The sequence below is a fragment of the Pseudomonas sp. SDT291_1_S447 genome, from assembly GCF_054070155.1.
In genome coordinates this window covers 1-19,603 of record NZ_JBSVXS010000068.1, presented here as the reverse complement: position 1 = coordinate 19,603, position 19,603 = coordinate 1, and the positions used below count along the sequence as shown (strand labels likewise).

Annotated in this window: 19 protein-coding genes, 1 tRNA gene and 1 riboswitch; of the genes, 4 read left to right on the top strand and 16 right to left on the bottom strand. The window is 59.7% G+C overall.

The genetic code is table 11. The features are described from left to right. Positions 1–134 precede the first annotated feature (134 nt). Both ACW9IR_RS19590 and ACW9IR_RS19585 read right to left on the bottom strand, forming a co-directional pair. Complete coding sequence (locus tag ACW9IR_RS19590) at positions 135–542, bottom strand: type II toxin-antitoxin system HicB family antitoxin (RefSeq protein WP_102900240.1); 408 nt, start codon at positions 540–542, stop codon at positions 135–137. Between the two features lie 36 nt (positions 543–578). Then, positions 579–758: a type II toxin-antitoxin system HicA family toxin gene (locus ACW9IR_RS19585; RefSeq protein WP_095049193.1), complete on the bottom strand. Its 180-nt coding sequence runs from the start codon at positions 756–758 to the stop codon at positions 579–581. Between the two features lie 363 nt (positions 759–1,121). Here ACW9IR_RS19585 and ACW9IR_RS19580 point away from each other — a divergent pair, with 363 nt between their 5' ends. Beyond that, entirely contained in the window at positions 1,122–1,640 is a 519-nt protein-coding gene (locus ACW9IR_RS19580) for a BRCT domain-containing protein (RefSeq protein WP_110720088.1), read from the top strand. On the opposite strand, the gene ACW9IR_RS19575 is transcribed toward ACW9IR_RS19580, so the two are convergent. From ACW9IR_RS19575 to ACW9IR_RS19515, 13 genes are all read right to left on the bottom strand, one after another. After that, positions 1,596–1,841 carry a hypothetical protein gene (locus ACW9IR_RS19575; RefSeq protein ID WP_102900242.1) on the bottom strand — a complete coding sequence of 82 codons (246 nt, stop codon included), beginning with the start codon at positions 1,839–1,841 and terminating at the stop codon, positions 1,596–1,598. The genes ACW9IR_RS19580 and ACW9IR_RS19575 overlap by 45 nt on opposite strands. 253 nt (positions 1,842–2,094) lie before the next feature. Next, positions 2,095–2,168 (bottom strand) — tRNA-Gly (locus tag ACW9IR_RS19570). 158 nt (positions 2,169–2,326) lie between these two features. Continuing rightward, a complete protein-coding gene (locus tag ACW9IR_RS19565) occupies positions 2,327–3,211 on the bottom strand; it encodes an alpha/beta fold hydrolase (RefSeq protein ID WP_064119706.1) in 885 nt (294 codons plus the stop codon). Positions 3,212–3,527: 316 nt separating this feature from the next. Next, complete coding sequence (locus tag ACW9IR_RS19560; protein ID WP_457464743.1) at positions 3,528–4,220, bottom strand: pseudouridine synthase; 693 nt, start codon at positions 4,218–4,220, stop codon at positions 3,528–3,530. 33 nt (positions 4,221–4,253) lie between these two features. Continuing rightward, positions 4,254–4,484 carry a cysteine-rich CWC family protein gene (locus tag ACW9IR_RS19555; protein ID WP_123594786.1) on the bottom strand — a complete coding sequence of 77 codons (231 nt, stop codon included), beginning with the start codon at positions 4,482–4,484 and terminating at the stop codon, positions 4,254–4,256. Beyond that, positions 4,477–5,964 (bottom strand): sensor domain-containing diguanylate cyclase, encoded by a 1,488-nt coding sequence (locus ACW9IR_RS19550; protein ID WP_457464740.1) that lies wholly within the window; start codon positions 5,962–5,964, stop codon positions 4,477–4,479. The genes ACW9IR_RS19555 and ACW9IR_RS19550 overlap by 8 nt, the downstream gene beginning before the upstream one ends. A 461-nt stretch (positions 5,965–6,425) precedes the next feature. Then, positions 6,426–8,198 (bottom strand): allophanate hydrolase, encoded by a 1,773-nt coding sequence (gene atzF, locus ACW9IR_RS19545; RefSeq protein ID WP_457464738.1) that lies wholly within the window; start codon positions 8,196–8,198, stop codon positions 6,426–6,428. 24 nt (positions 8,199–8,222) lie between these two features. After that, positions 8,223–11,870 carry an urea carboxylase gene (uca, locus tag ACW9IR_RS19540; RefSeq protein WP_457464736.1) on the bottom strand — a complete coding sequence of 1,216 codons (3,648 nt, stop codon included), beginning with the start codon at positions 11,868–11,870 and terminating at the stop codon, positions 8,223–8,225. A 278-nt stretch (positions 11,871–12,148) separates the two neighbouring features. Then, positions 12,149–12,790 (bottom strand): urea amidolyase associated protein UAAP2, encoded by a 642-nt coding sequence (locus ACW9IR_RS19535; RefSeq protein WP_127926182.1) that lies wholly within the window; start codon positions 12,788–12,790, stop codon positions 12,149–12,151. Positions 12,791–12,801: 11 nt separating this feature from the next. Next, on the bottom strand, positions 12,802–13,527 hold the full coding sequence (locus ACW9IR_RS19530) for an urea amidolyase associated protein UAAP1 (RefSeq protein WP_457464734.1): 726 nt from the start codon (positions 13,525–13,527) through the stop codon (positions 12,802–12,804). Between the two features lie 13 nt (positions 13,528–13,540). Continuing rightward, positions 13,541–14,329: an ABC transporter ATP-binding protein gene (locus ACW9IR_RS19525; RefSeq protein WP_457464732.1), complete on the bottom strand. Its 789-nt coding sequence runs from the start codon at positions 14,327–14,329 to the stop codon at positions 13,541–13,543. Further along, entirely contained in the window at positions 14,326–15,141 is an 816-nt protein-coding gene (locus ACW9IR_RS19520) for an ABC transporter permease (protein ID WP_457464730.1), read from the bottom strand. Before ACW9IR_RS19520 ends, ACW9IR_RS19525 begins: the two co-directional genes overlap by 4 nt. Positions 15,142–15,159: 18 nt before the next feature. Next, positions 15,160–16,227, bottom strand: a complete 1,068-nt coding sequence (locus ACW9IR_RS19515; RefSeq protein ID WP_457464728.1) for a putative urea ABC transporter substrate-binding protein — start codon at positions 16,225–16,227, stop codon at positions 15,160–15,162. A gap of 63 nt (positions 16,228–16,290) precedes the next feature. Continuing rightward, a riboswitch (guanidine-I (ykkC/yxkD leader) is annotated at positions 16,291–16,391 on the bottom strand. A 283-nt stretch (positions 16,392–16,674) separates the two neighbouring features. On the opposite strand from ACW9IR_RS19515, the gene ACW9IR_RS19510 reads away from it, so the two are divergent. Further along, positions 16,675–16,938 (top strand): hypothetical protein, encoded by a 264-nt coding sequence (locus ACW9IR_RS19510; protein WP_457464726.1) that lies wholly within the window; start codon positions 16,675–16,677, stop codon positions 16,936–16,938. 181 nt (positions 16,939–17,119) lie between these two features. Further along, positions 17,120–17,527: a hypothetical protein gene (locus ACW9IR_RS19505; RefSeq protein ID WP_064388490.1), complete on the top strand. Its 408-nt coding sequence runs from the start codon at positions 17,120–17,122 to the stop codon at positions 17,525–17,527. 53 nt (positions 17,528–17,580) lie between these two features. On the opposite strand, the gene ACW9IR_RS19500 is transcribed toward ACW9IR_RS19505, so the two are convergent. Beyond that, positions 17,581–18,693 (bottom strand): enoyl-CoA hydratase/isomerase family protein, encoded by a 1,113-nt coding sequence (locus ACW9IR_RS19500; RefSeq protein WP_457464724.1) that lies wholly within the window; start codon positions 18,691–18,693, stop codon positions 17,581–17,583. Between the two features lie 132 nt (positions 18,694–18,825). Here ACW9IR_RS19500 and ung point away from each other — a divergent pair, with 132 nt between their 5' ends. Beyond that, a complete protein-coding gene (ung, locus tag ACW9IR_RS19495) occupies positions 18,826–19,518 on the top strand; it encodes a uracil-DNA glycosylase (protein WP_064119805.1) in 693 nt (230 codons plus the stop codon). The last annotated feature ends 85 nt before the right edge of the window (positions 19,519–19,603 follow it).

The window sequence follows — 19,603 nt, the reverse complement described above, 5'->3', positions numbered from 1 at the left end:
ACCGTCGGCGTTTAGTTTTGATTATCAGTACACAATATACTGTGGATTAAACCTAAGAATATAATTTAACTAACAAGAAAATGTAATTAGGTTTAATGGGTGGGATAGGCCAGCACGGGTTGACGCGCCAAGGTTCAACCCTGCTGCAAAACTTTAAGAGCCGCCGACGCCAGAAAGCCCGAGCGGCTTTTCTCTTCCGGGTGATGCAATACATACTCGTCAATGCGGTTGAGCAAGTGCCCCGGCAGGGTGATGTTGAGCTTCTGGGCTTTGCCCAAATACTTGAGCACATCGATATCCACCACGGCCCATGCACAACCGGCGTATTTCGGGTTGGCCACGTGCAGGCTCAGTTTGCTGGCCGCTGGAATGGGGGCGTCGTCGTCCGCCAGAATCTCGAAATGACCTTCGATGGCTTCGCGAGCCATGGCGACGGCATCGTCCAGATCCTCTCCGGCGGAAAAGCATCCAGGAATGTCCGGGACTTCTACACCCCAGGCGTGTTGGTCATCGCCAATTGAAATCGCAATCGGGTAGAGCATATTTGTTGTCCTCCATGGCGCAACTGACTCAGAGAGTCAAAGCAGCGCCTGCTGCAAAATACTGATGGCCGTTTTCTTCAGCAGATCCTTTTTCGGATGTGGCACGGTGACCAGTCCTGGTTTGGTCGGATGCTTGAAGTGGTGGTGACTTCCTTTGATCCGTACCAGATACCAACCGTCTGCGACGAGTTGGCCGATTAAAAAACGGCTATTCACAACACCTCCCTGTGGTGTGCTTGGTGGGTACTATACCGATTGAGTTAAAGTGATCAACACTATAACCACCGGTCGGTCGTCTTCCGCTGACGGGCGGGGTCGCTTACCGCAGTCTAGGTAAGGCAGGCGCGATGGCGAGGTGGGTGTGTTACCGGGTTTTGCTCATGTTCATGTGGCGGTCTTTCGCTGCAAAATAATGGAACACATCTTTTTCTGACGTCACTCTCGGGCTGCTAACGTTGACTCTAATGGGCGAAGGTCATGGACATTCAACGAGCCTGTTGAAAGGAAGTCACCTCTCTATAAAGCCGCGTAGTAATGCATGGAATTTGGCCATGTGATCGTCAGAAGGGAGTGAAACGGATGTCGACTCTAAAATTCAGCTATAGAGATGCAAAGGGCGATTTAAGTCAGCGAGAGTTGATTCAATGGTCAGAAAATTCGGCTTACATTCAAGGACGATCTGTCAGCGATACCTTTCCTAAAACCTATCGCAAGGATCGCATCATCGAAGTATTGCTTGGGGCTGAGCTGCTCTTAAACGAGGCCGCTCCTCCTTCTCCGAGGCTTCAGCACGATCGAAAGCCACCGGCGCTCGTTGCTTCAGAAGCCGCTTCGCAAACGCCTCATCCGAAAATGTCACCGGGTAGGATCAATCAAATTCTTTTCACTGGGTTCGCAGCTGCACAACGGGCTGAGCTTGAGCAAAAAGCAGTGGAATATGGGTTGAAGGTCATGAGTACGGCAGGCAAGACGCTGACGTTTCTTTGTTATGGCGAAAATGCGGGGCCAACCAAAGTTTCCAAGGCGCTTGAGGCTGGAGCTTTTATCATCAACTCAGAGCAATTCTTGAATCTGATCACAACGGGAGAAATCCCCTGAAGTCATCACGTCGCTCAGCCTGCGCATTGAAACTGCGCCAACCGCCGAATGCTTGTTACATGCAGCCAGCATCACCTCATTCTGCTTCTTGGTAGCTGCGGTCAGCACTTCACGGTAAACGCGCTTTTTTTCGTGGGATTTCGCATTACGGATGAAGTCTGCGAATAGGCTTGCGTACTCCCCTTTGAATCCGATTGTCATGGAATTGCTCCGTCATTGATCCCAGGCATGGGGCATCATTTCGTGCCTCGCATACTTCTCAAGGATTGTCGTTAGAGAGAACAAAAGCGTACAGGTGGAGGGTGCATCTTCAACCAGCGGAGTGTTTCTGAATCGTTCCACGCTGACCAAGTGACCAACCTCAAATCCCAGCCACAAAAAAACCGGCCCTATAGGCCGGTTTTTGCTGTTCCTGCATCCCCCGTCAAAAAACAACGTGAGACCAAAATTCGAGTGGAGCGGGTAGAGGGAATCGAACCCTCGTCGGAAGCTTGGGAAGCTACTGTTCTACCATTAAACTATACCCGCTCAGAGCGGCTGACTTTGTACCAGACTCGGCCACGGATTTGAAGTTTTTCTTTTACTCATGAACGCTTTAAATCACTGAAAACGGTCAATCGCGGGCGAGCACTGCGGTCAGAAAAGCAAAATCTCAACCCCACAGCCTCGCTCGCAACGACACCCTTTCAAATAGCCAATGCATGTTGATCCTGAACAAACGAGTAGCGCGTTCGGCTGGTCTGCTGCGCCGGTTTCAGAAAGCCGAGCAGGGCATTCTGGCTATCGCGGCACGCGGCCTTGTGTTCCATGTCGAGGAAGTGCCCGGTGGCTTGCAGCGTGGTGAACGTGCTCTGGGCCACGTGGTTGCCGAACAGGCGTGCGTCTTCGGCAGCGGTGTATTCGTCCCACTCGCCGTTTAAAAACAGCACCGGCACGTTGATCTTTTTCGCGGCATTCAGATAGCACTGCCGATCGCTGTGCAGTACGTCGCTGATGTGGAAGTGCATCTGCCCGTATTCGTGCTCGGCGAGGCTGCTGACGTGGCGATAGTTGAAGCGTTTGAACAGTGACGGCAGGTGTTTGCCGATGGTGTTGTTGACCAGATGGCCGACGCGGTCGCCGTCGCGCTGGCCGAGGTAGTCGACGCCGCGTTCGAGGTAGTCGAGCATGTGCGCGTTGATCACTGGCGAGAACGAGCTGATCACCGCCCGTTCGATACGCCGTGGCTGGTGGGCGAGGGCGACCAGGGTCGCGGCGCCGCCCCAGGAGAACGACAGCACGTGTTCGGCGGCGAAGTGGTCGATCAGCTCGAGCAGAATCTGCCCTTCGACGTCTTTTGTCAGATGTTTCTCATGGCGGTTGTGGGCTTTTGACCGACCCGCGTAGGGCTGGTCGTAGCAGACCACGTTGAATTGCGGGTGCAGGTTTTTCACAGTCTGTGCAAACGACGCAGTCGTGGCCATCGAGCCGTTGACCAGGATGATGGTCTTTTCTGCGGCGTCTGCGCGATAGAACTCCGTGTAAACCCGATACTGACCCTGTATATCCAGCACAGCGATTTCTGGCCTCATGTCATAAGACTCCTGGCAAGCAAGCGGGTATGCGCGCAAATAGAGATTGCACGAGCTTTGTGACAGGTAGGCATACGCCTGGAATTTGCTTGGCCCATGTCGATCCATGACTGCGGTCGACGGGTATTGTTATTGGCGGGCAGTCTGCCGGCTGAGGCGGAGCCTTGAAGGCTCTCTACCGGCAAAAAGTTTCTTGGATGTATGTTGTGACTCATCGGTCACAATCTGGCCGACGTCCTGATTCAAGCAGGGGAGTCGGGATCGCGCAAGTGCCGTTGGTAAATTGTTCGACAACTTCTGCTGAGCGGTCGCCGGCTTAGAACAAATGGATCTCTTCGGTGCGCAAAGCGCGGTACTCGCCCGGTTTTAGCGCGTTATCGAGGTGCAGAAGACCCATGGATTCGCGGTGCAGGCGCAGGACTTTGTTGTTGAAGAAACCAAACATGCGCTTCACCTGATGGTAGCGACCTTCGACGATGCTCAACCGCGCCGACCGTGGGCCAAGCAGCTCCAGCTGCGCCGGTTGCGTCGTCAGGTCCTCGAAGGCGAAGTAGATCCCCTTGGCAAAGGTGCTCGCATATTGCGCGCCAATCTCCTGCTCGGTCTCGACGTAGTAGACCTTTGGCAGTTTGGTCTGCGGCTGGGTCAGGCGTCGCGACCATGCGCCGTCGTTGGTGATCAGCATCAGGCCGGTGGTGTTGAAGTCCAGGCGTCCGGCGATGTGCAGATCGTCCTTGTCCGGCTCATCGACCAGGTCGAGCACGGTCGGATGTTGCGGATCGCGGGTGGCGCTGACGCAGCCCGGCGGCTTGTGCAGCATGAAGTAGCGCGCCGCTTTGCCGACTTGTAGCACTTCGTCATCGACTTCGACGCGGCTGAACTCCAGCACTTCGCTGTGCGGATCGCTGACGACTTTTCCGTCAAGCCGCACGCGCTTTTCCACCAGCAACAGGCGAACCTGCTGACGGTTGTAGCGGGGCAGGTTGCTGAGGAAACGGTCAACGCGCATGTTCAGTGTTCGATGAATGAAGGGCCGCGCATCTTACGGGATCGGTCGCTTGGCCGCTTGCAGTTGCGCCTCGACCTGCGCGCAACGCGGGCAAAGGCAGGATTGGTTGCGCAGTTCTGCCGGCAGCGCTTCAAGCACGGCCGGGTCGATGCTCACGCCATAGCACCAGCATTCGCGGTCGGCGGTGCGCGGGTCGGCGAGGCTGCAGTCGTTGCGGGCGCCGCAGGCCGGGCAATGGTCGGGTTTAACGTCGGAATCAGGCATAAGTCGAGTGAGGCATTTCCACGCAGGTGCGGTTGCGGCCGGTGTGTTTGGCCCGGTACATCGCATGATCGGCCCGCGACAGCAGGCTGTGCAAGGTGTCATCGCGTTGCAGGGTGGTGGCGCCGATGCTTACCGTCAGATTGAGGCGGTGGCCGTCGTAGGCATATTCGTGTTGTTCGACGTGTTGGCGGATCTTCTCGGCAATTTTCTGACCGGTGTCGCCGTCGGTGTCCTTCAGTAAAACGATAAATTCCTCACCGCCCCAGCGGCAGACAATGTCGGCATGGCGCAGGCAACTTTGCAGGTCGCGGGCAAAACCGATCAGCACTTGATCACCGGCCATGTGCCCGTAGGTGTCGTTCAACACTTTGAAGTGATCGAGGTCGAGCAGCAACGCCGTTAGCGGTTTGGTCTCGCGTTGCGCTTCGTGCAGGGCCTGTGCGGCGAGAATGTCGAAGCCACGGCGGTTGGGCAGTTCTGTGAGGCTGTCGAGGGTGGCCTGAGCCTGGATTTTGCTTTGATAGCGTTTGATCACACGGTTGAGCAGCGCCAGCACAATCAGCGTCACCAGCAGGCAGATCAGTAGATTCAGGTACAGCGACTGACGGATTTCACTCAGCGCGCCATCCTCACGTTTATCAACAAACAGATACCAGTTCAGCTCCGGAATAAACCGCACGTTGAGAAAATGCCCCTGACCGTGGGCGGAATATTCGTAGCTGCCGCTGTGCGGTTTCGGCAACTGGCTGACCAGACTTTTCATGCTCTCGAGTTCGCCGAGACTCTTGCCGATGTGCGCGCCTTCAGGCCCGCCGTCGGCGCCGGTCAACACCAGTCGGCCGAAGGTGTCGACGAAGTACACGCTGCGTTGATAGCGCTGTTGATATTTGTCGATCAGCTTGATCACCGCGTCCACGGTCAGGCCGACGCCCGCCGCACCGATGAAACGGTTGTGGTAGTCGTAAACCTTGTAGTTGATGAAGAAGGTCAGGTTGTCCTTGTTGGCCAGATCCGGGTCGACGTTGATCTCATACGGGTCCTTCATGTCGCGCACACGGAAGTACCAGGCGTCGCGCGGTTCGTCGACCTTGACCTGCTTGAGCACGCCTTTGGCGTGGTAATAGGTGTGGCTGGCGTTGGAGACGAAGAACGCGGTGTAGGCGCCGTAATGGGTCATGACTTCGTCGAGGTAGCGGGTCATCTGCTCGGGATTCTGCTCGCCGTTGACCACCCAGTCGCGCATGAAGGTGTCGCGGGACATCATCGAGGAAATCAGAATCGGCCTGACGAGGTCTTTCTGGATTTCCGAGTAGACCGTGTCGGAGGTCAGCGGCAGTTCGGTGTTGACGATGTTGTCGCGGATCGACGCGCGCGAGGCGTAGTAGCTGAGCAACGACGTGGCGAGGAACCCGGCGCCGAGCAGGGCGATCAGCGTCAGGACCAGCGAGCGTTGCGAGTACAGGGGAGAACGAAGCGGCATGGCAGTTCCGTTGGCAGTGGCCCGATGGCATGCATTCTAGTGGGATGGCCGGGAAAAGACTGCGGGATTTATGCCTGAAATGGCGGGGGAAATGACGTAGAGGGTGTGTCAGAAGGATCGCTCCCTCACCCCAGCCCTCTCCCGGGGGGAGAGGGGGCTAGATTGTGGTGATTTCAAAACCCGAGTTCGACGGGTTATCACTGAATGGCGATACCCTCACAGACACCCCGGTCAATCCCCTCTCCCTCCGGGAGAGGGCTAGGGTGAGGGCTGGTTTCTGGATCAGCTCCAAGTTTCAAGATACGCCTGCCAGCCCTCTCCTGAAGGTAGAGGGTGCTGAATTGTGGTGATTTCAAAAATTGTGTTCGGCTCGGTATCACCGAATGGCAAGCATCTGACAAACACCTCGGTCAGTCCCCTCTCCCTCCGGGAGAGGGCTAGGGTGAGGGTTGGTTTCCGGATCAGTTCCGAGTCTCAAGATACGCCCGCCAGCCCCCCAAATGGCTGATGTCCAGCGCACCCTCCAGTCCATACGGCTCACAAATAAACCCGCTCTCCCAACGCCCATCCGCCAGTTGCACCTTGCCCAATCCAAGCGGTGCCGGAATCCCGGTGAGGAACGAGCCCAATTCACTGCTCGGCAATTCCCACACCTCCACCGCAATCGCCACACCGCCATCCTTCACTCGCACCATGCCCGGCCGCAGCGGCGGGCCGCCGGCCAACGCATACAGTTGATAATCCGGTGAGCTCAACGTTGTCTCCAGCAAACGCCCACCCCGCTGGGTCAGTTGCCAGTTCAGTGCCAACCCCTGCAGATGCGCGCCACACACCACGATGCGTGCACGATCATGGCGCGCTGCGTTCATAGGCGTGGGCAATGCCGGGTCCTGCTGACGCTGCAGCGCATCGGCCACACTCAGCAAATATTGATCGGTGAACGCCCGGCCAAACAGCGTCACGCCCCACGGCAATCCATTGGCCATAAACCCGCTTGGCACGGCGACAGCGGCGTAGTCGAGCAGGTTCATGAAGTTGGTGTAGTAACCCAGTTCGGAATTGCGCAGCACCGGTTCGGCGTGCAGTTCGGCCAGCGTCACCGGCCGGCCAATGGTCGGTGTGAGCACGCAGTCGAGGCCTTCGAGGGCCTGATCGCACAGCGCTTTCAAAGCTTGCAGCCGATACTGCGCGCGGAAGGTCTGCACGCCTGTCACCGCCGGCGCCTTGGCCAGTACGGCGCGGATCACCGGCAAAACGGCCTCGGGATTCTTCTCCATCAACTCACCCGCCACGCTATAGCGCTCGGCGACCCACGGCCCCTCGTAAAGCAGGCGCGCGGCTTCAAGAAATGGCGACAGATCCAGCTCGACCGCTTCGCCACCCAAGGCCTTGAGTTGATCGATGGCGTCGCCGAACAACAGCGGCCCTTCGACGCAGCCGAAAAACTCAAGATCCTGCGCGCGCGGCACGCCGAAACGAAACGCGCGTGGTGCACCAAACGCCGAGCCGTCATTCCACGATGGATTGCGACGGCTGTATTCGTCGCGCGGATCAAGTTTGGCGGTCAGCGCCAGTAACTGACTGGCCTCACGCGCCGTCGCGGTAAACGTGGTCACGCAATCCAGCGTTCGGCATGCAGGCAGCACACCGGCCGTGGAAATCAGACCTTTGCTCGCCTTCAATCCGACCAGATTGTTCAGCGCCGCCGGCACCCGACCGGAGCCTGCGGTGTCGGTGCCCAAGGCAAAACTCGCCACGCCCAACGCCACCGCCAGCGACGAACCGGCGCTGGAGCCACCGGACGGATATTCCGTCAGCACGCTGTTCGGGCACGCGCCATACGGCGAGCGGCTGCCATTGAGCCCTGTGGCAAATTGATCGAGATTGGTCTTGCCCAGCGGAATCGCACCCAACGCAATCAACTGCTCGACGAGGGTCGCCGAGCGCTCCGGCACATAAGCAAAGTCCGGGCACGCGGCGGTGGTCGGTATGCCGGCCAGATCGATGTTGTCCTTGATCGCAAACGGCACGCCGTACAGCGGTAGGCTATCGAGCTCGCGACCGTCGAGGGCGGCAAGGTAGGGCTCCAGTTCGGCGACGCTGAGCAGGTGGATGAACAGGTGATAATCCGGGTTCAGTGCGGCAGCTTTCTCGCGCAGTTTCGGCAGCAGTTGACGCGGTGTGGTGTCGCCATTGCGATAGGCCAGGCGCAGAACATCGAGTTGCAGATTCATGAGTTGATCCTTATCCAATTGGTTTCAGTCGAGTTCCAGCACCACGACCCGTTGTCCGGCACGCACCGCCGAACCGGGCTGCACGCGGATCTCGCGCACCACCCCGGCCATCGGCGCGAGCACCGGGATTTCCATCTTCATCGACTCGAGAATCACCAGCACATCCCCCGCCGCGACACGGCTGCCGGCCTCGACCTGCACCTGCCAGAGATTGCCGGCAATGTGGCTGTCGACGCTATGTTCACCGTCGGCTAGTGGCGTGTCTTCGCTGGTTTGCGCCACGGCTTCTTCGCTGTCGAAATGCGCCTGACCGCTGGCGATCCAGCGTTCACGCTCAGCATTGAAGGCGCCCTGTTGCTGGGCGCGAAAGGCGTTGATGCCTTCGGCTTCGCGATTGAGAAAAGCCTGATAATCGGCGAGGTTGAGCTGACTGTGTTCGATGTTCAGATCGAAGCGCCCCAGCGGAAAATCGCGGCGGATGCGCAGCAGCTCGTCGGCGCTGACCGGGTAAAAACGGATCTGGTCGAAGAAGCGCAGCAGCCACGGTTTGCCGTCGAACGCGGCGACTTCGCGGTAGCGATTCCACATCTGCAAGGTGCGCCCGACAAACTGATAACCGCCGGGGCCTTCCATGCCGTACACGCACATGTAGGCGCCGCCGATGCCCACCGAGTTTTCGGCGGTCCAGGTGCGTGCCGGGTTGTACTTGGTCGTGACCAGACGATGGCGCGGGTCCAGCGGCGTGGCCACTGGCGCACCGAGGTAGACGTCGCCAAGGCCCATCACCAGATAGCTCGCATCGAACACCGTGCGCTGCACTTCGTCGAGGTTCGGCAGGTCGTTGATGCGCCGGATGAACTCCAGATTGCTCGGGCACCACGGCGCGTCCTTGCGCACGGTGGTCATGTATTTCTCGATGGCCAACTGGCAGGCCGGGTCGTCCCACGACAGCGGTAAATGCACAATACGTGACGGCACTTGCAGGTCGTTGGCGGCACACACCGCATCCCACTCGCCGGCGATGATGCCGAGCAGATCGGCCAGCGGCAGTTGCTCGGGCTGGTAGTGGATTTGCAATGAGCGAATACCGGGGGTGAGGTCGATCACGCCGTGCAGGGATTTGCTTTCCAGTGCCTGCATGAGGGCGTGGGCACGGAAACGCAGCACAAGATTGAGTTCAGGCTCGCCGATTTCCAACAACAAATGAGTGTCGCCAGAAACCCGCCCGACCAGGCGCATATCACCCTGACCCAACTCCAGCACCACAGGCGACACCAGACCCTGTGGGAGCGAGCTTGCTCGCGAATGCGGTGTGTCAGACACATCAATGTTGACTGACAAGGCCTCTTCGCGAGCAAGCTCGCTCCCACAGGGGAGATCCCATTTCAGGGCGAGATCGCGAGCGGTTTTTAGATTGACGGGGATGAATTGGATTTTATCGCCGGCCTTGAGCTGGCCCAGTTGCCACAGATCCGCCTCAATTACCGTCACCGGGCAGACAAACCCGCCGAGGCTCGGGCCATCGGGGCCGAGGATCACCGGCATGTCACCGGTGAAATCCACCGCACCAATGGCATACGGATTGTCGTGAATATTCGACGGATGCAACCCGGCTTCACCGCCGTCCGCGCGCACCCATTCCGGTTTCGGCCCGATCAGACGAACACCGGTGCGGCTGGAGTTGAAATGCACTTCCCACTGAGTTTCAAAAAAAGTGCCGATGTAATTTTCGCTGAAATATTCCGGCGCGGCGTGCGGGCCGTAAATCACCCGAATCTGCCGCACCGCCTGCAACTCGCAAATGTGCTGGAGTGCCAGTTGTTGACCGCAGCTACGGTCGGCCAGCGCAGGCACATGCAACACATCACCGGCACGCAACGCCCGACCACCATGCCCACCAAACTGACCCAGAGTGAAAGTGCTTTTGCTGCCCAGATAATCCGGTACCTGCAAACCGCCGCGCAGACACAGATAACTGCGTGCCCCGGCGCCACTGATGCTGCCCAGATGCAACGTGGCGCCCGCCGGGATCAGCAGCGCGGTGTTCATCGGCACGTTTGTACCTTCAAGCGTCAAGGCAATCGGCGCACCCGTCACCGCGACCACTGCTGCGCAATTGAAGCGCAGCAAAGGCCCGCTCATGGTGATTTCCAGCGCCGCCGCGCCTTCAGCATTGCCAAGCAGACGATTGCCCAGACGCAACGCGCGGCTGTCCATCGGCCCCGACGGCGGTACACCGACCGCCCAGTAGCCGAGGCGACCGGGATAGTCCTGCACGCTGGTTTGCGTGCCGGCGCTGAGCACTTCGAAGGTGTTGGCGCGATAGACCAGTCCCTCCAGGCAACGGGTCCACGGCTCGCCGCTGGCGAAAGGCGTGTCGAGGAGAATCTGCCGCAGGTAATCGCGGTTGGTTTCCACGCCGTACAACAGACTGTCGCCCAACGCTTGATGCAACTCGGCTCGCGCCTGTTCGCGGGTCGGCGCCCAGGTGATGACTTTGGCAATCATTGGATCGAAATACGGCGGGATCTCGCAACCCGCCTCGACCCAGGTGTCGATGCGCAGTTGAATACCGTTGGCTGGCGGGAATTCCACGGCCGTCAGCAAGCCTGGGCTCGGCTGAAAATCGCGGCCCGGATCCTCCGCATACAGGCGCGCCTGAATCGCGTGGCCCTCGGGTTGCAAACCACGTATGAGTTCGCTCAGCGGCGGCAGATCACCGGCCGCCAACTCGACCATCCAGCGCACCAGATCGACGCCCCAGACTTGTTCAGTGACGCCATGCTCCACCTGCAACCGCGTGTTCACTTCAAGAAAATAGAAGCGTTGCGCCTCGCTGTCGAAAACGAATTCCACCGTGCCGGCGCTGCGGTAGTTCACCGCTTTCGCCAGTTTGATCGCCGCTGCGCACAGCTCATCGGCCATGCCATCCGGCAGGTTCGGCGCCGGGGTTTCTTCGAGGACTTTCTGATTGCGCCGCTGCACTGAGCAGTCGCGCACGCCGAGGGCGATGACCTCACCGCGACCGTCGCCGAACACCTGCACCTCCAGATGCCGGGCACGCTGGATGTACTTTTCGATGAACACCCCGGCGTCGCTGAAATTGTTCTGACCGAGGCGTTTCACCGCTTCAAACGATTCGCTTAATTCAATGGCGCTACGGCACACGCGCATGCCGATGCCGCCACCGCCGGCGGTGCTTTTCAGCATCACCGGGTAGCCAACCTGTTCGCCGGCAATCAGCGCTGCGTCGAGGCTGTCGAGCAGTTCGGTGCCTTCAAGCATCGGCACGCCGTGCTGTTTGGCCAACGCGCGGGCGGTGTGCTTGAGGCCGAACACGCGTAGTTGCTCCGGCGTCGGGCCGATGAAGGCGATGTTGTGCGCTTCACAGGCTTCGGCGAACGCAGCGTTTTCCGAGAGAAATCCATAGCCGGGATGGATCGCCGTGGCGCCGCTTTGTTTGGCAATGGCGAGGATCTTGTCGACGGCCAGATAAGTGCCGGCGGCAGCGCCTTCACCGAGGCTGTGCGCTTCATCGGCGTGCAGGATGTGCAGGCTGGCGGCGTCGGCTTCGGAATACACGGCCACGCCTTTGACCTGCAGTGAAGCGAGGGTGCGCAGGATGCGGCAGGCGATGGCGCCACGGTTGGCGATGAGGATTTTTTCGAACATGGCATAACCCCTGAAGGGGAAGCGGGCCGTCCCGCCGTTTTTCGACAGACATCCGGGCCGTCCCGGATGAAAAACACACTTCAGAACACCACCGATCCCCTGTAGGAGTGAGCCTGCTCGCGATAGCGTCGGATCAGTCAAAACTCATGTACTTGACACAGCGCTATCGCGAGCAGGCTCACTCCTACAGTTTGATCTGTGGTGATTTCACTTTTTCAGGCACTGCCCGGAACGCGCCTGGCACAGGGCAAACAACCAACGGCGCAACCGGCTGATTTTCAGTTCCATACCAGCAGCTCCGCAGGTGTCGGGTTGTAGGCGTTGCATGGGTTGTTCAACTGCGGGCAATTGGAAATCAACACGATCACATCCATCTCGGCACGCAAATCGACGTACTTGCCCGGCGCCGAAATCCCGTCCTCGAAGGTCAGCCCGCCATCCGCCGTGACCGGCACATTCATGAAGAAATTGATGTTCGGCCCGATGTCACCTTTGCCCAGTCGCCCATCATGGGCGCAGGCGCGCAGGTAGTTGTCGCGGCAGCTGTGCATGTAGCGCTTTTCCAGGGCATAGCGCACGGTGTTGCTCTCTTGTGCGCAGGCACCGCCGAGGGTGTCGTGGCGTCCGCAGGTGTCGGCGACGATGGTCAGCATTGCGTGGCCGAGGTTGGAATACAGCACGCTGCCGGTGCTCAGGTAGACGCTGTTCTGTCGACGCAAGGTGCGCTGCACGTCGTAGCGTTCCTTGGGATTGGCGAGGCTGTAGAACAACGTATCGACGGCCTGATTGCCTTCCAGGTCGAGGATGCGCAGGGTCTGGCCGGCCTTGACCTCCATCAGCCAGGGTTCACCGGCCGGGATCGTGGCGCGGTACACCGCTGTGTCGGGTTGGTTTTGCGAAGTGGCGATAGCAACTGACATGGCAGCGATCCTCAGGCGAACAAACGGTCGGTGTTGATAAAGCCGCGCTCATTTTCCGGGCGCGAGGTGCGGCAGTGTTCGGCGACGCTGGCGTCGGCGTTCATCCAGCTCAGCTTCAGTGGTTTCGGTGCGTATTCCGGCGACGGGTCCATCGGGTGTTGCAGCGCGGTGAGCACCACCAGTGTGTCCATCGGCGCGTACAACTCGATGTAGTCGCCAGCCTTGGAGTTGCCTTCGACGAAGTGGAAGCGCCCGGCTTCATCGACGTTGACGCGGCTGAACAGATTGAGCGTCATCAGCAGGTCGGACAGGCCCAGCCCCCACTTGCCGAGTTCCACCAGCAGGTTGTCGGTGCCGTTGCGGAAGAAGCCGTTGCGCAGTTCCTGATAGCGGCCCTGACCGTACTTCTGCACGACTTCTTCGGCGCAGAGCACACCGCCGAGGCTGTCGCTCCAGCCGCAGGTGTCGGCGGTGATTGCGGCGAGTACGCGGCCCATGTCCGAGTACAGGCAGTGGCCCGTGGTGAGCTTGGCGGTGTGTTGGCATTTGAGGCTGTCGGGCAGGTTCAGCCGCTCGGTTTTTTCATTGGCGTTGAGCAGGGTCAGGCTGACGTTGGCGCCGCCGCGCAGATCGGTCAGGCGCAGCAATTGGCCGCGCTTCAACACGAAGGAACGGTGGCCGCCGCCGGGGAGAATTTCTTCGGCGAAGGGTGGGAACAGGCGGGTTGAATCAGTCATGGGATCAGTCCTCTCAAGCGGTGCGAAGGGCGCCTGCCAGTGGTAACGGCAGGGCGGCGACGGCGGCGCGTTGGGCGCGGCGGTCGCTGTTCAAAGGGATGTCGTAGGTGATGCGTGCGCCATAGGCGCCGGGGGCGTGCGGGTCGAGACGCACCTTGTCGAACACCAGCAGACGCGTGCCGAGGCTGAAGCCTTCGGACAGGTCATGGGTGACCATGAACACCGTCAGTTTGGTCTCGCGCCACAACTCCAGCAGCAACGCGTGCATGTCTTTGCGGATGCCCGGATCGAGCGCGCCGAACGGTTCGTCGAGCAGCAACACGCGTGGTTTCATGATCAGTGCCTGAGCAATCGCCAGCCGTTGTTGCATGCCGCCGGACAGCTGCGCCGGGTATTTGTCGAGGGCATGGCCGAGGCCGACTTTGTCCAGCAATGCCGCAGCCTGTTCGCGCGCCTCGCGTTTGCCGCTGCCGAACAGCCGACCGAGCAACGGCGCACGCGGCAATTCAAGGCCGAGGGCGACGTTGTCGAGCACGCTCAAATGCGGGAACACCGAGTAGCGCTGAAACACCACGCCACGGCTGGCATCCGGCTCGCTGGCCAGCGGTTGACCGTCGAGCAGAATCTCGCCGCGACTTGCCGTTTCCTGGCCGAGCAGCAGGCGCAGAAACGTCGATTTGCCGCAACCGGATGCGCCGACCAAGGTGCAAAACTCACCTTCGTTGACGTTCAGGTTCAAGCCTTCCAGCACCACTTGATCGGCGTATTGCTGCCAGACGTTTTTTACCGTGATGAAGCTCATTTGGCCGCCCCCTCATACCAAGGGAAGGCCCGGCGGGTCAGGTATTTCAGGCCCCAATCCATCAGCCAGGCGAGGAGAGTGATCCACACCACGTACGGCAGAATCACGTCCATCGCCAGATAACGCCGCACCAGAAAAATCCGGTAGCCGAGGCCGTCGGTGGAGGCGATCGCTTCGGCGGCAATCAGGAACAGCCACGCCGAGCCGAGCATCAGCCGCAACGAGATCAACAAACGCGGCAACAGTTGCGGCAGCACTACGCGCAGCATCAATGTCCAAGTCGAGGCGCCGAGGGTCTGCGCCTTGATCAGCAGTTCGACGGGAATTTCCCGCGCGCGTTGTTCGAGGTCGCGAGCAAGCGCCGGGGTAATGCCGATGACAATCAGCATGACTTTCGACAACTCGCCCAGACCGAAAACGATGAACAGAATCGGCAGGATCGCCAGTGGCGGCACCATCGACAGCACCGTCAGCATTGGCGACAACGGTGCGCCGAACAGCGGCAGCGTGCCGGCGGCGATGCCCAGGCACAGCCCGGCCAATGCAGCGATGCCAAGGCCGATGGCCAGACGCCGCAGACTCGACGCGGTGTCCTGCCACAACAGGTAGTCACCGGTGCGGCTGTCGGCATTGAAGGCCAAGCGTTTGACCGCGTCGGTCATCTGCACGGCGCTGGGCAGCAGTTTGTCGTTGGGGTTATCCGCCAGGCGCTCGGCCGAGCCCATGAAATAGGCGAACAGCAGCAGAGCGAACGGCAGGATCACCAGCAACAGGCGACTGGGGCGATCCGGGTGGCGATTGATCAGGCGCATGGCCAAATCCTCCGTGGCTTACAGCTTGGCGTCGGCGGCCATCTGCACGTAAGTCGGATCGAAACGCAGCTTGAGGTTGCCGGTGTCGCCGCTGGTCACGCCGTTGGCGAAAGCCATGCCGACCGCGCTGGTGTCTTTCGCGCCTTCCCCAAGCAAGCCGTGCTGGAAGGAGAATTCGGCGACCTTGCGCATGGTTTCCGGCAGTTGCTTGCTGGTGGCGAAACTCAGCGCCTCGCTCGGTGTGGCGAACAGTTTGGTGGTGTCGAGTTGCGCCTGGAATCCGGCCAGATCAGTGCCCGAGGCCTTGGCCATATGCTCCAGCGCAGCCTTGCTAGCAGCGTTCCTGGCGTTCATCAGCTCGACCACTTCGAACCACGCGCCGGTCAGCGCCTTGCCCAGCGCCGGGTTGTCTTTGAGGGTGGCGCTGTTGACCACCATCATGTCCATGATCTCGCCGGGAATCTGGCTGGAGTTGAACACTTCGGTCACCCCCGGTTTGGCCTTGATGTCCGAGAGCATCGGGTTCCAGGTGGTCACGGCGTTGACTTGCGCGGTGTTGAAAGCGGCGGAGATGTCGGCGTCGGAAGTGTTGACCACTTTCAGGTCTTTTTCGGTCAGATCGATCGAGTCCAGCGCGCGGGCCAGCAGGTAGTGCGAGACCGACAGCTCGACCAGGTTGACGTCCATGCCCTTGAGATCGGCGACTTTCTTGCCGTCGCCCTTGAGGACGATGCCGTCGTTGCCGTTGGAGAAATCGCTGACGATCAGCGCGGTGCTGTCGACGCCGCCCGCCGCTGGAATGGTCAGTGCGTCCATGTTGGTCATGGTGCAGCCGTCGAACTGGCCGGCGGTGTACTGGTTGATCGATTCGACGTAGTCGTTGAGCTGCACGACGTCGATCTTGATCCCGTACTTCTTCGCCCATTTGTCGACGATGCCCTGGCTGCCGGCGTATTCCCATGGCATCCAGCCAGCGTAAATCGTCCAGCACACGCTGAAGTGATCTTTCTGAGCGGCGGGGGCTTGGCTGCTGATGAGCGCGGCGAACGCGGCGGCGAGCAGGGCGGGCAAACGTAGTCGGGTCATGGTGGATTCTCCAGTTGATCAAGGGCGGACAGGAAGGCAACGCGGCACCGCGAACGGTGGCTTGTCTCCCGGGCTTTTGTCCCGCCGTGTAACCTCAACTGGAGGTCGCCAACTCTCGGACCAGCCACTCGCGATTGCGAGCCGGAACCCTAGTCAGCCATTGCAAATTGTGGTGCCGCGAACCTGTGATGACTCCTGCACGGGTTTGCTAAAGCGAGACGCGTGCCAAGTCGCGTCAGGCGCTCTGGCACGGGCGCGCGGGTTGCCTAGGGTTGGCGGCGCGGGCGCTGAGGCGCTTTGTGTTGGTGCGCGGATGCACCGTGATGCAGCGCGTTTGCCGCTGATCCGATGGTTTTGCGCTGTCGGCACTCGGCATGGCTTCGTCAGTCAAAACTGATGTCAGCCGGTCTGTGCCGACTGCTGTCGCGGGTCTTTCAGGAGGCCGCCATGCTTATTCAGAAAACGTTGCGAAGGGTGCTGCTGGGAGCGGTGCTCGGTTTGGGTCTGTCCGGTTGTTATTACTACACCGGACCCTACGATGCTTACCCGTCTTCTTACTACTATCCCGGCTATTACTCGCCTTATTACTACGGTGGTTATTACGGTCCGCGCTACTACGGCGGCGCGCGTTATTACCACGGCGGCTACGGTTATCGAGGCGGTTACGGACGGGGTTATCACGGCGGCGGATATCACGGTGGGCACCACTAATCAGCGGCTGAATGACGGCGTTTTTGCGGATGAACAAGGTTTCATAGATCACTTGTTTCAACTTGTTGCAGGAACGCACCAGATGCCGAAAACGCTGTCTGATTTTTCGACAGTCACCGATTAAATGACTGTCGCCTGCCAGCGTCGCTGGTGTGGCCAACCCGCGGTCCAGGAGGCCGCCATGTATAGACGAATTCTTCTGCTTGCTGCGTTGATGTTTTCCGTTGCCGGTTGCGTCCCGTACTCCTACGCGGACTCGTATTACAGCTCAGAGGTCTACACCTCACCCGCACCGGCCTACTACAACACGGGTGGCACGTATTACAACGGTGGCAGCAGGTATTACGCGCAGCCACGCTATTACCAGCCAGCCCCGCGGTATTACCAGCAACCGCGCTATTACCAATCGGCGCCGCGTTACTATCAACCGGCCCCGCGTCACTACGAAAGCCGTCGCTGGCACGGCAATGATCGCGGGCGCTGGGATGGCCACCGTCGCGGTGGTTGGGACAACGATCACCGCGGTCGTGGCAACTATGATCGCCACAGCGGGCGCGGTGACCATAACGGGCGTGGCAACCGCTGGTAATCACCCGCCAACAAAAAGCGGCGCATAAAGCGCCGCTTTTTTGTGCCCGGATTTTAATACTGCGTCAAATCCGCCAACGGATGCCGCCCCTCCCAGACCTTGTGAAAGTGCGCCTCGACCACCGCATCCGGCACGTTATTGATATCCGGCCAGTGCCAGTGCGGCTTCTGATCCTTATCGATCAAGCGCGCGCGAACCCCTTCGCTGAACTCCGGATGCCGACAGCAATTGAGGCTCAGGGTGTATTCCATCTGAAAGATTTCGGCCAGCGACATGTGCCGGGCGCGGATGATCTGTTCCCAGACCAGATGCGCGGTCAGCGGCGAGCCTTCGCTCATGGTTTTCGCCGCCCGCGCGATCAACGGATCGCTGCTGTCGCGTTGCAGGCTGATGGCCTTCCAGGCGCAGGCCACGTCGCTGACGTCGAGCAGTTCGTCGATCTGCTGCCGACGCGGTAGCCACTGCGCCTCGGGCATTTGCGCCACGGCCTCTTGCTGCAACGCCTTGAGCAGACTGTTGAGTTGCACGTCAGTCTGTTCCTGCCAATTGAGCTGCAAGAGGCCTTCGATCAGTTGCGGCTGCTGTTCGTCGAGCAGGAAGCGGTCGGCCAGGTCCAGATCGATCGCATCACGAGCGTTCATGTGCGCGCCGGTCAGGCCGAGGAATAATCCGAGCTTGCCTGGCAATCGTGCGAGAAACCAACTGGCGCCGACATCCGGATACAAACCAATGCTGATTTCTGGCATGGCCAAACGGCTGCTCGGTGTGACGATCCGTGTGCTGGCACCTTGCAGCAAACCCATGCCGCCGCCGAGCACGTAACCATGGCCCCAGCAGATCAGCGGTTTTGGATAGGTGTGCAGGCTGTAATCCAGGCGATATTCCGCGCTGAAAAACTGCGCGGCCAGCGGTGGTACCTCGCCGGGATGGGCGCGACAGGCCTCGACCAGGCTGCGCACCTCGCCGCCGGCGCAGAAGGCCTTGGCGCCGTTACCGCGCAGCAGCACACAGACGATTTGTGGATCCTTGGCCCAGGCGTTCAGCTTGTCGCTGAGGGCGTTGATCATCGGCAGGGACAGCGCATTCAGCGACTTTTCAGCATCGAGGCTGGCGATACCGATGCGGGCGCCGTCGGTGCCGGTGAGTTCTTCGAAGTGCAGATTCATCGTGACCTCGATCGGGAATTTGAACGATCAGTATGATCGTTGTGTGGGAAAGTGCCGGATCTGCATCAGATCAATTGACAAGCGTGGTCGGCTTTCCTAGGGTTCGCCCCATTGTTTTTGCCGGGTATGACCATGACTGCTGACGACCGTATCAAACTCGAACCGAGCTGGAAGGAGGCACTGCGTGCTGAGTTCGACCAGCCTTACATGGCAGAGTTGCGCCAGTTTCTGCAGCAGGAGCGGGCGGCCGGCAAGGAAATCTATCCGCCGGGGCCGATGATTTTCAATGCCTTGAATTCAACACCGCTGGATAAAGTGAAGGTGGTGATCCTCGGCCAGGACCCGTATCACGGTCCGGGCCAGGCCCACGGTTTGTGCTTCTCGGTGCAACCGGGCGTGCCGGCACCGCCGTCGCTGGTCAACATCTATAAAGAGTTGAAACGCGACCTCAACATCGACATTCCCAATCACGGCTACCTGCAGAGCTGGGCCGATCAGGGCGTGTTGATGATCAACACGACCATGACCGTCGAGCGCGCCAACGCCAATGCGCATAAAGACAAGGGCTGGCAGTTCTTTACTGATCGGATCATTGAACTGGTCAGCGAGCGCCAGCCGCATCTGGTGTTCATGCTCTGGGGCGCCCATGCGCAGAGCAAGCAGAAGCTGATCGACGCGACCAAGCATCTGGTGCTGACGTCGGTGCATCCGTCGCCGCTGTCGGCGTATCGCGGGTTTTTGGGTTGTGGGCACTTTGGCCGCACCAACAAGTTTCTTGAGCAGAATGGTGAGACGCCGATCGAGTGGCGTTTGCCGCCCATCTGAAGGGGATCTGAAGGGCCCCATCGCTGGCAAGCCAGCTCCCACAGGGTTTTGTGGGTGCCACAGATTATGTGAACACCCCAAAAAC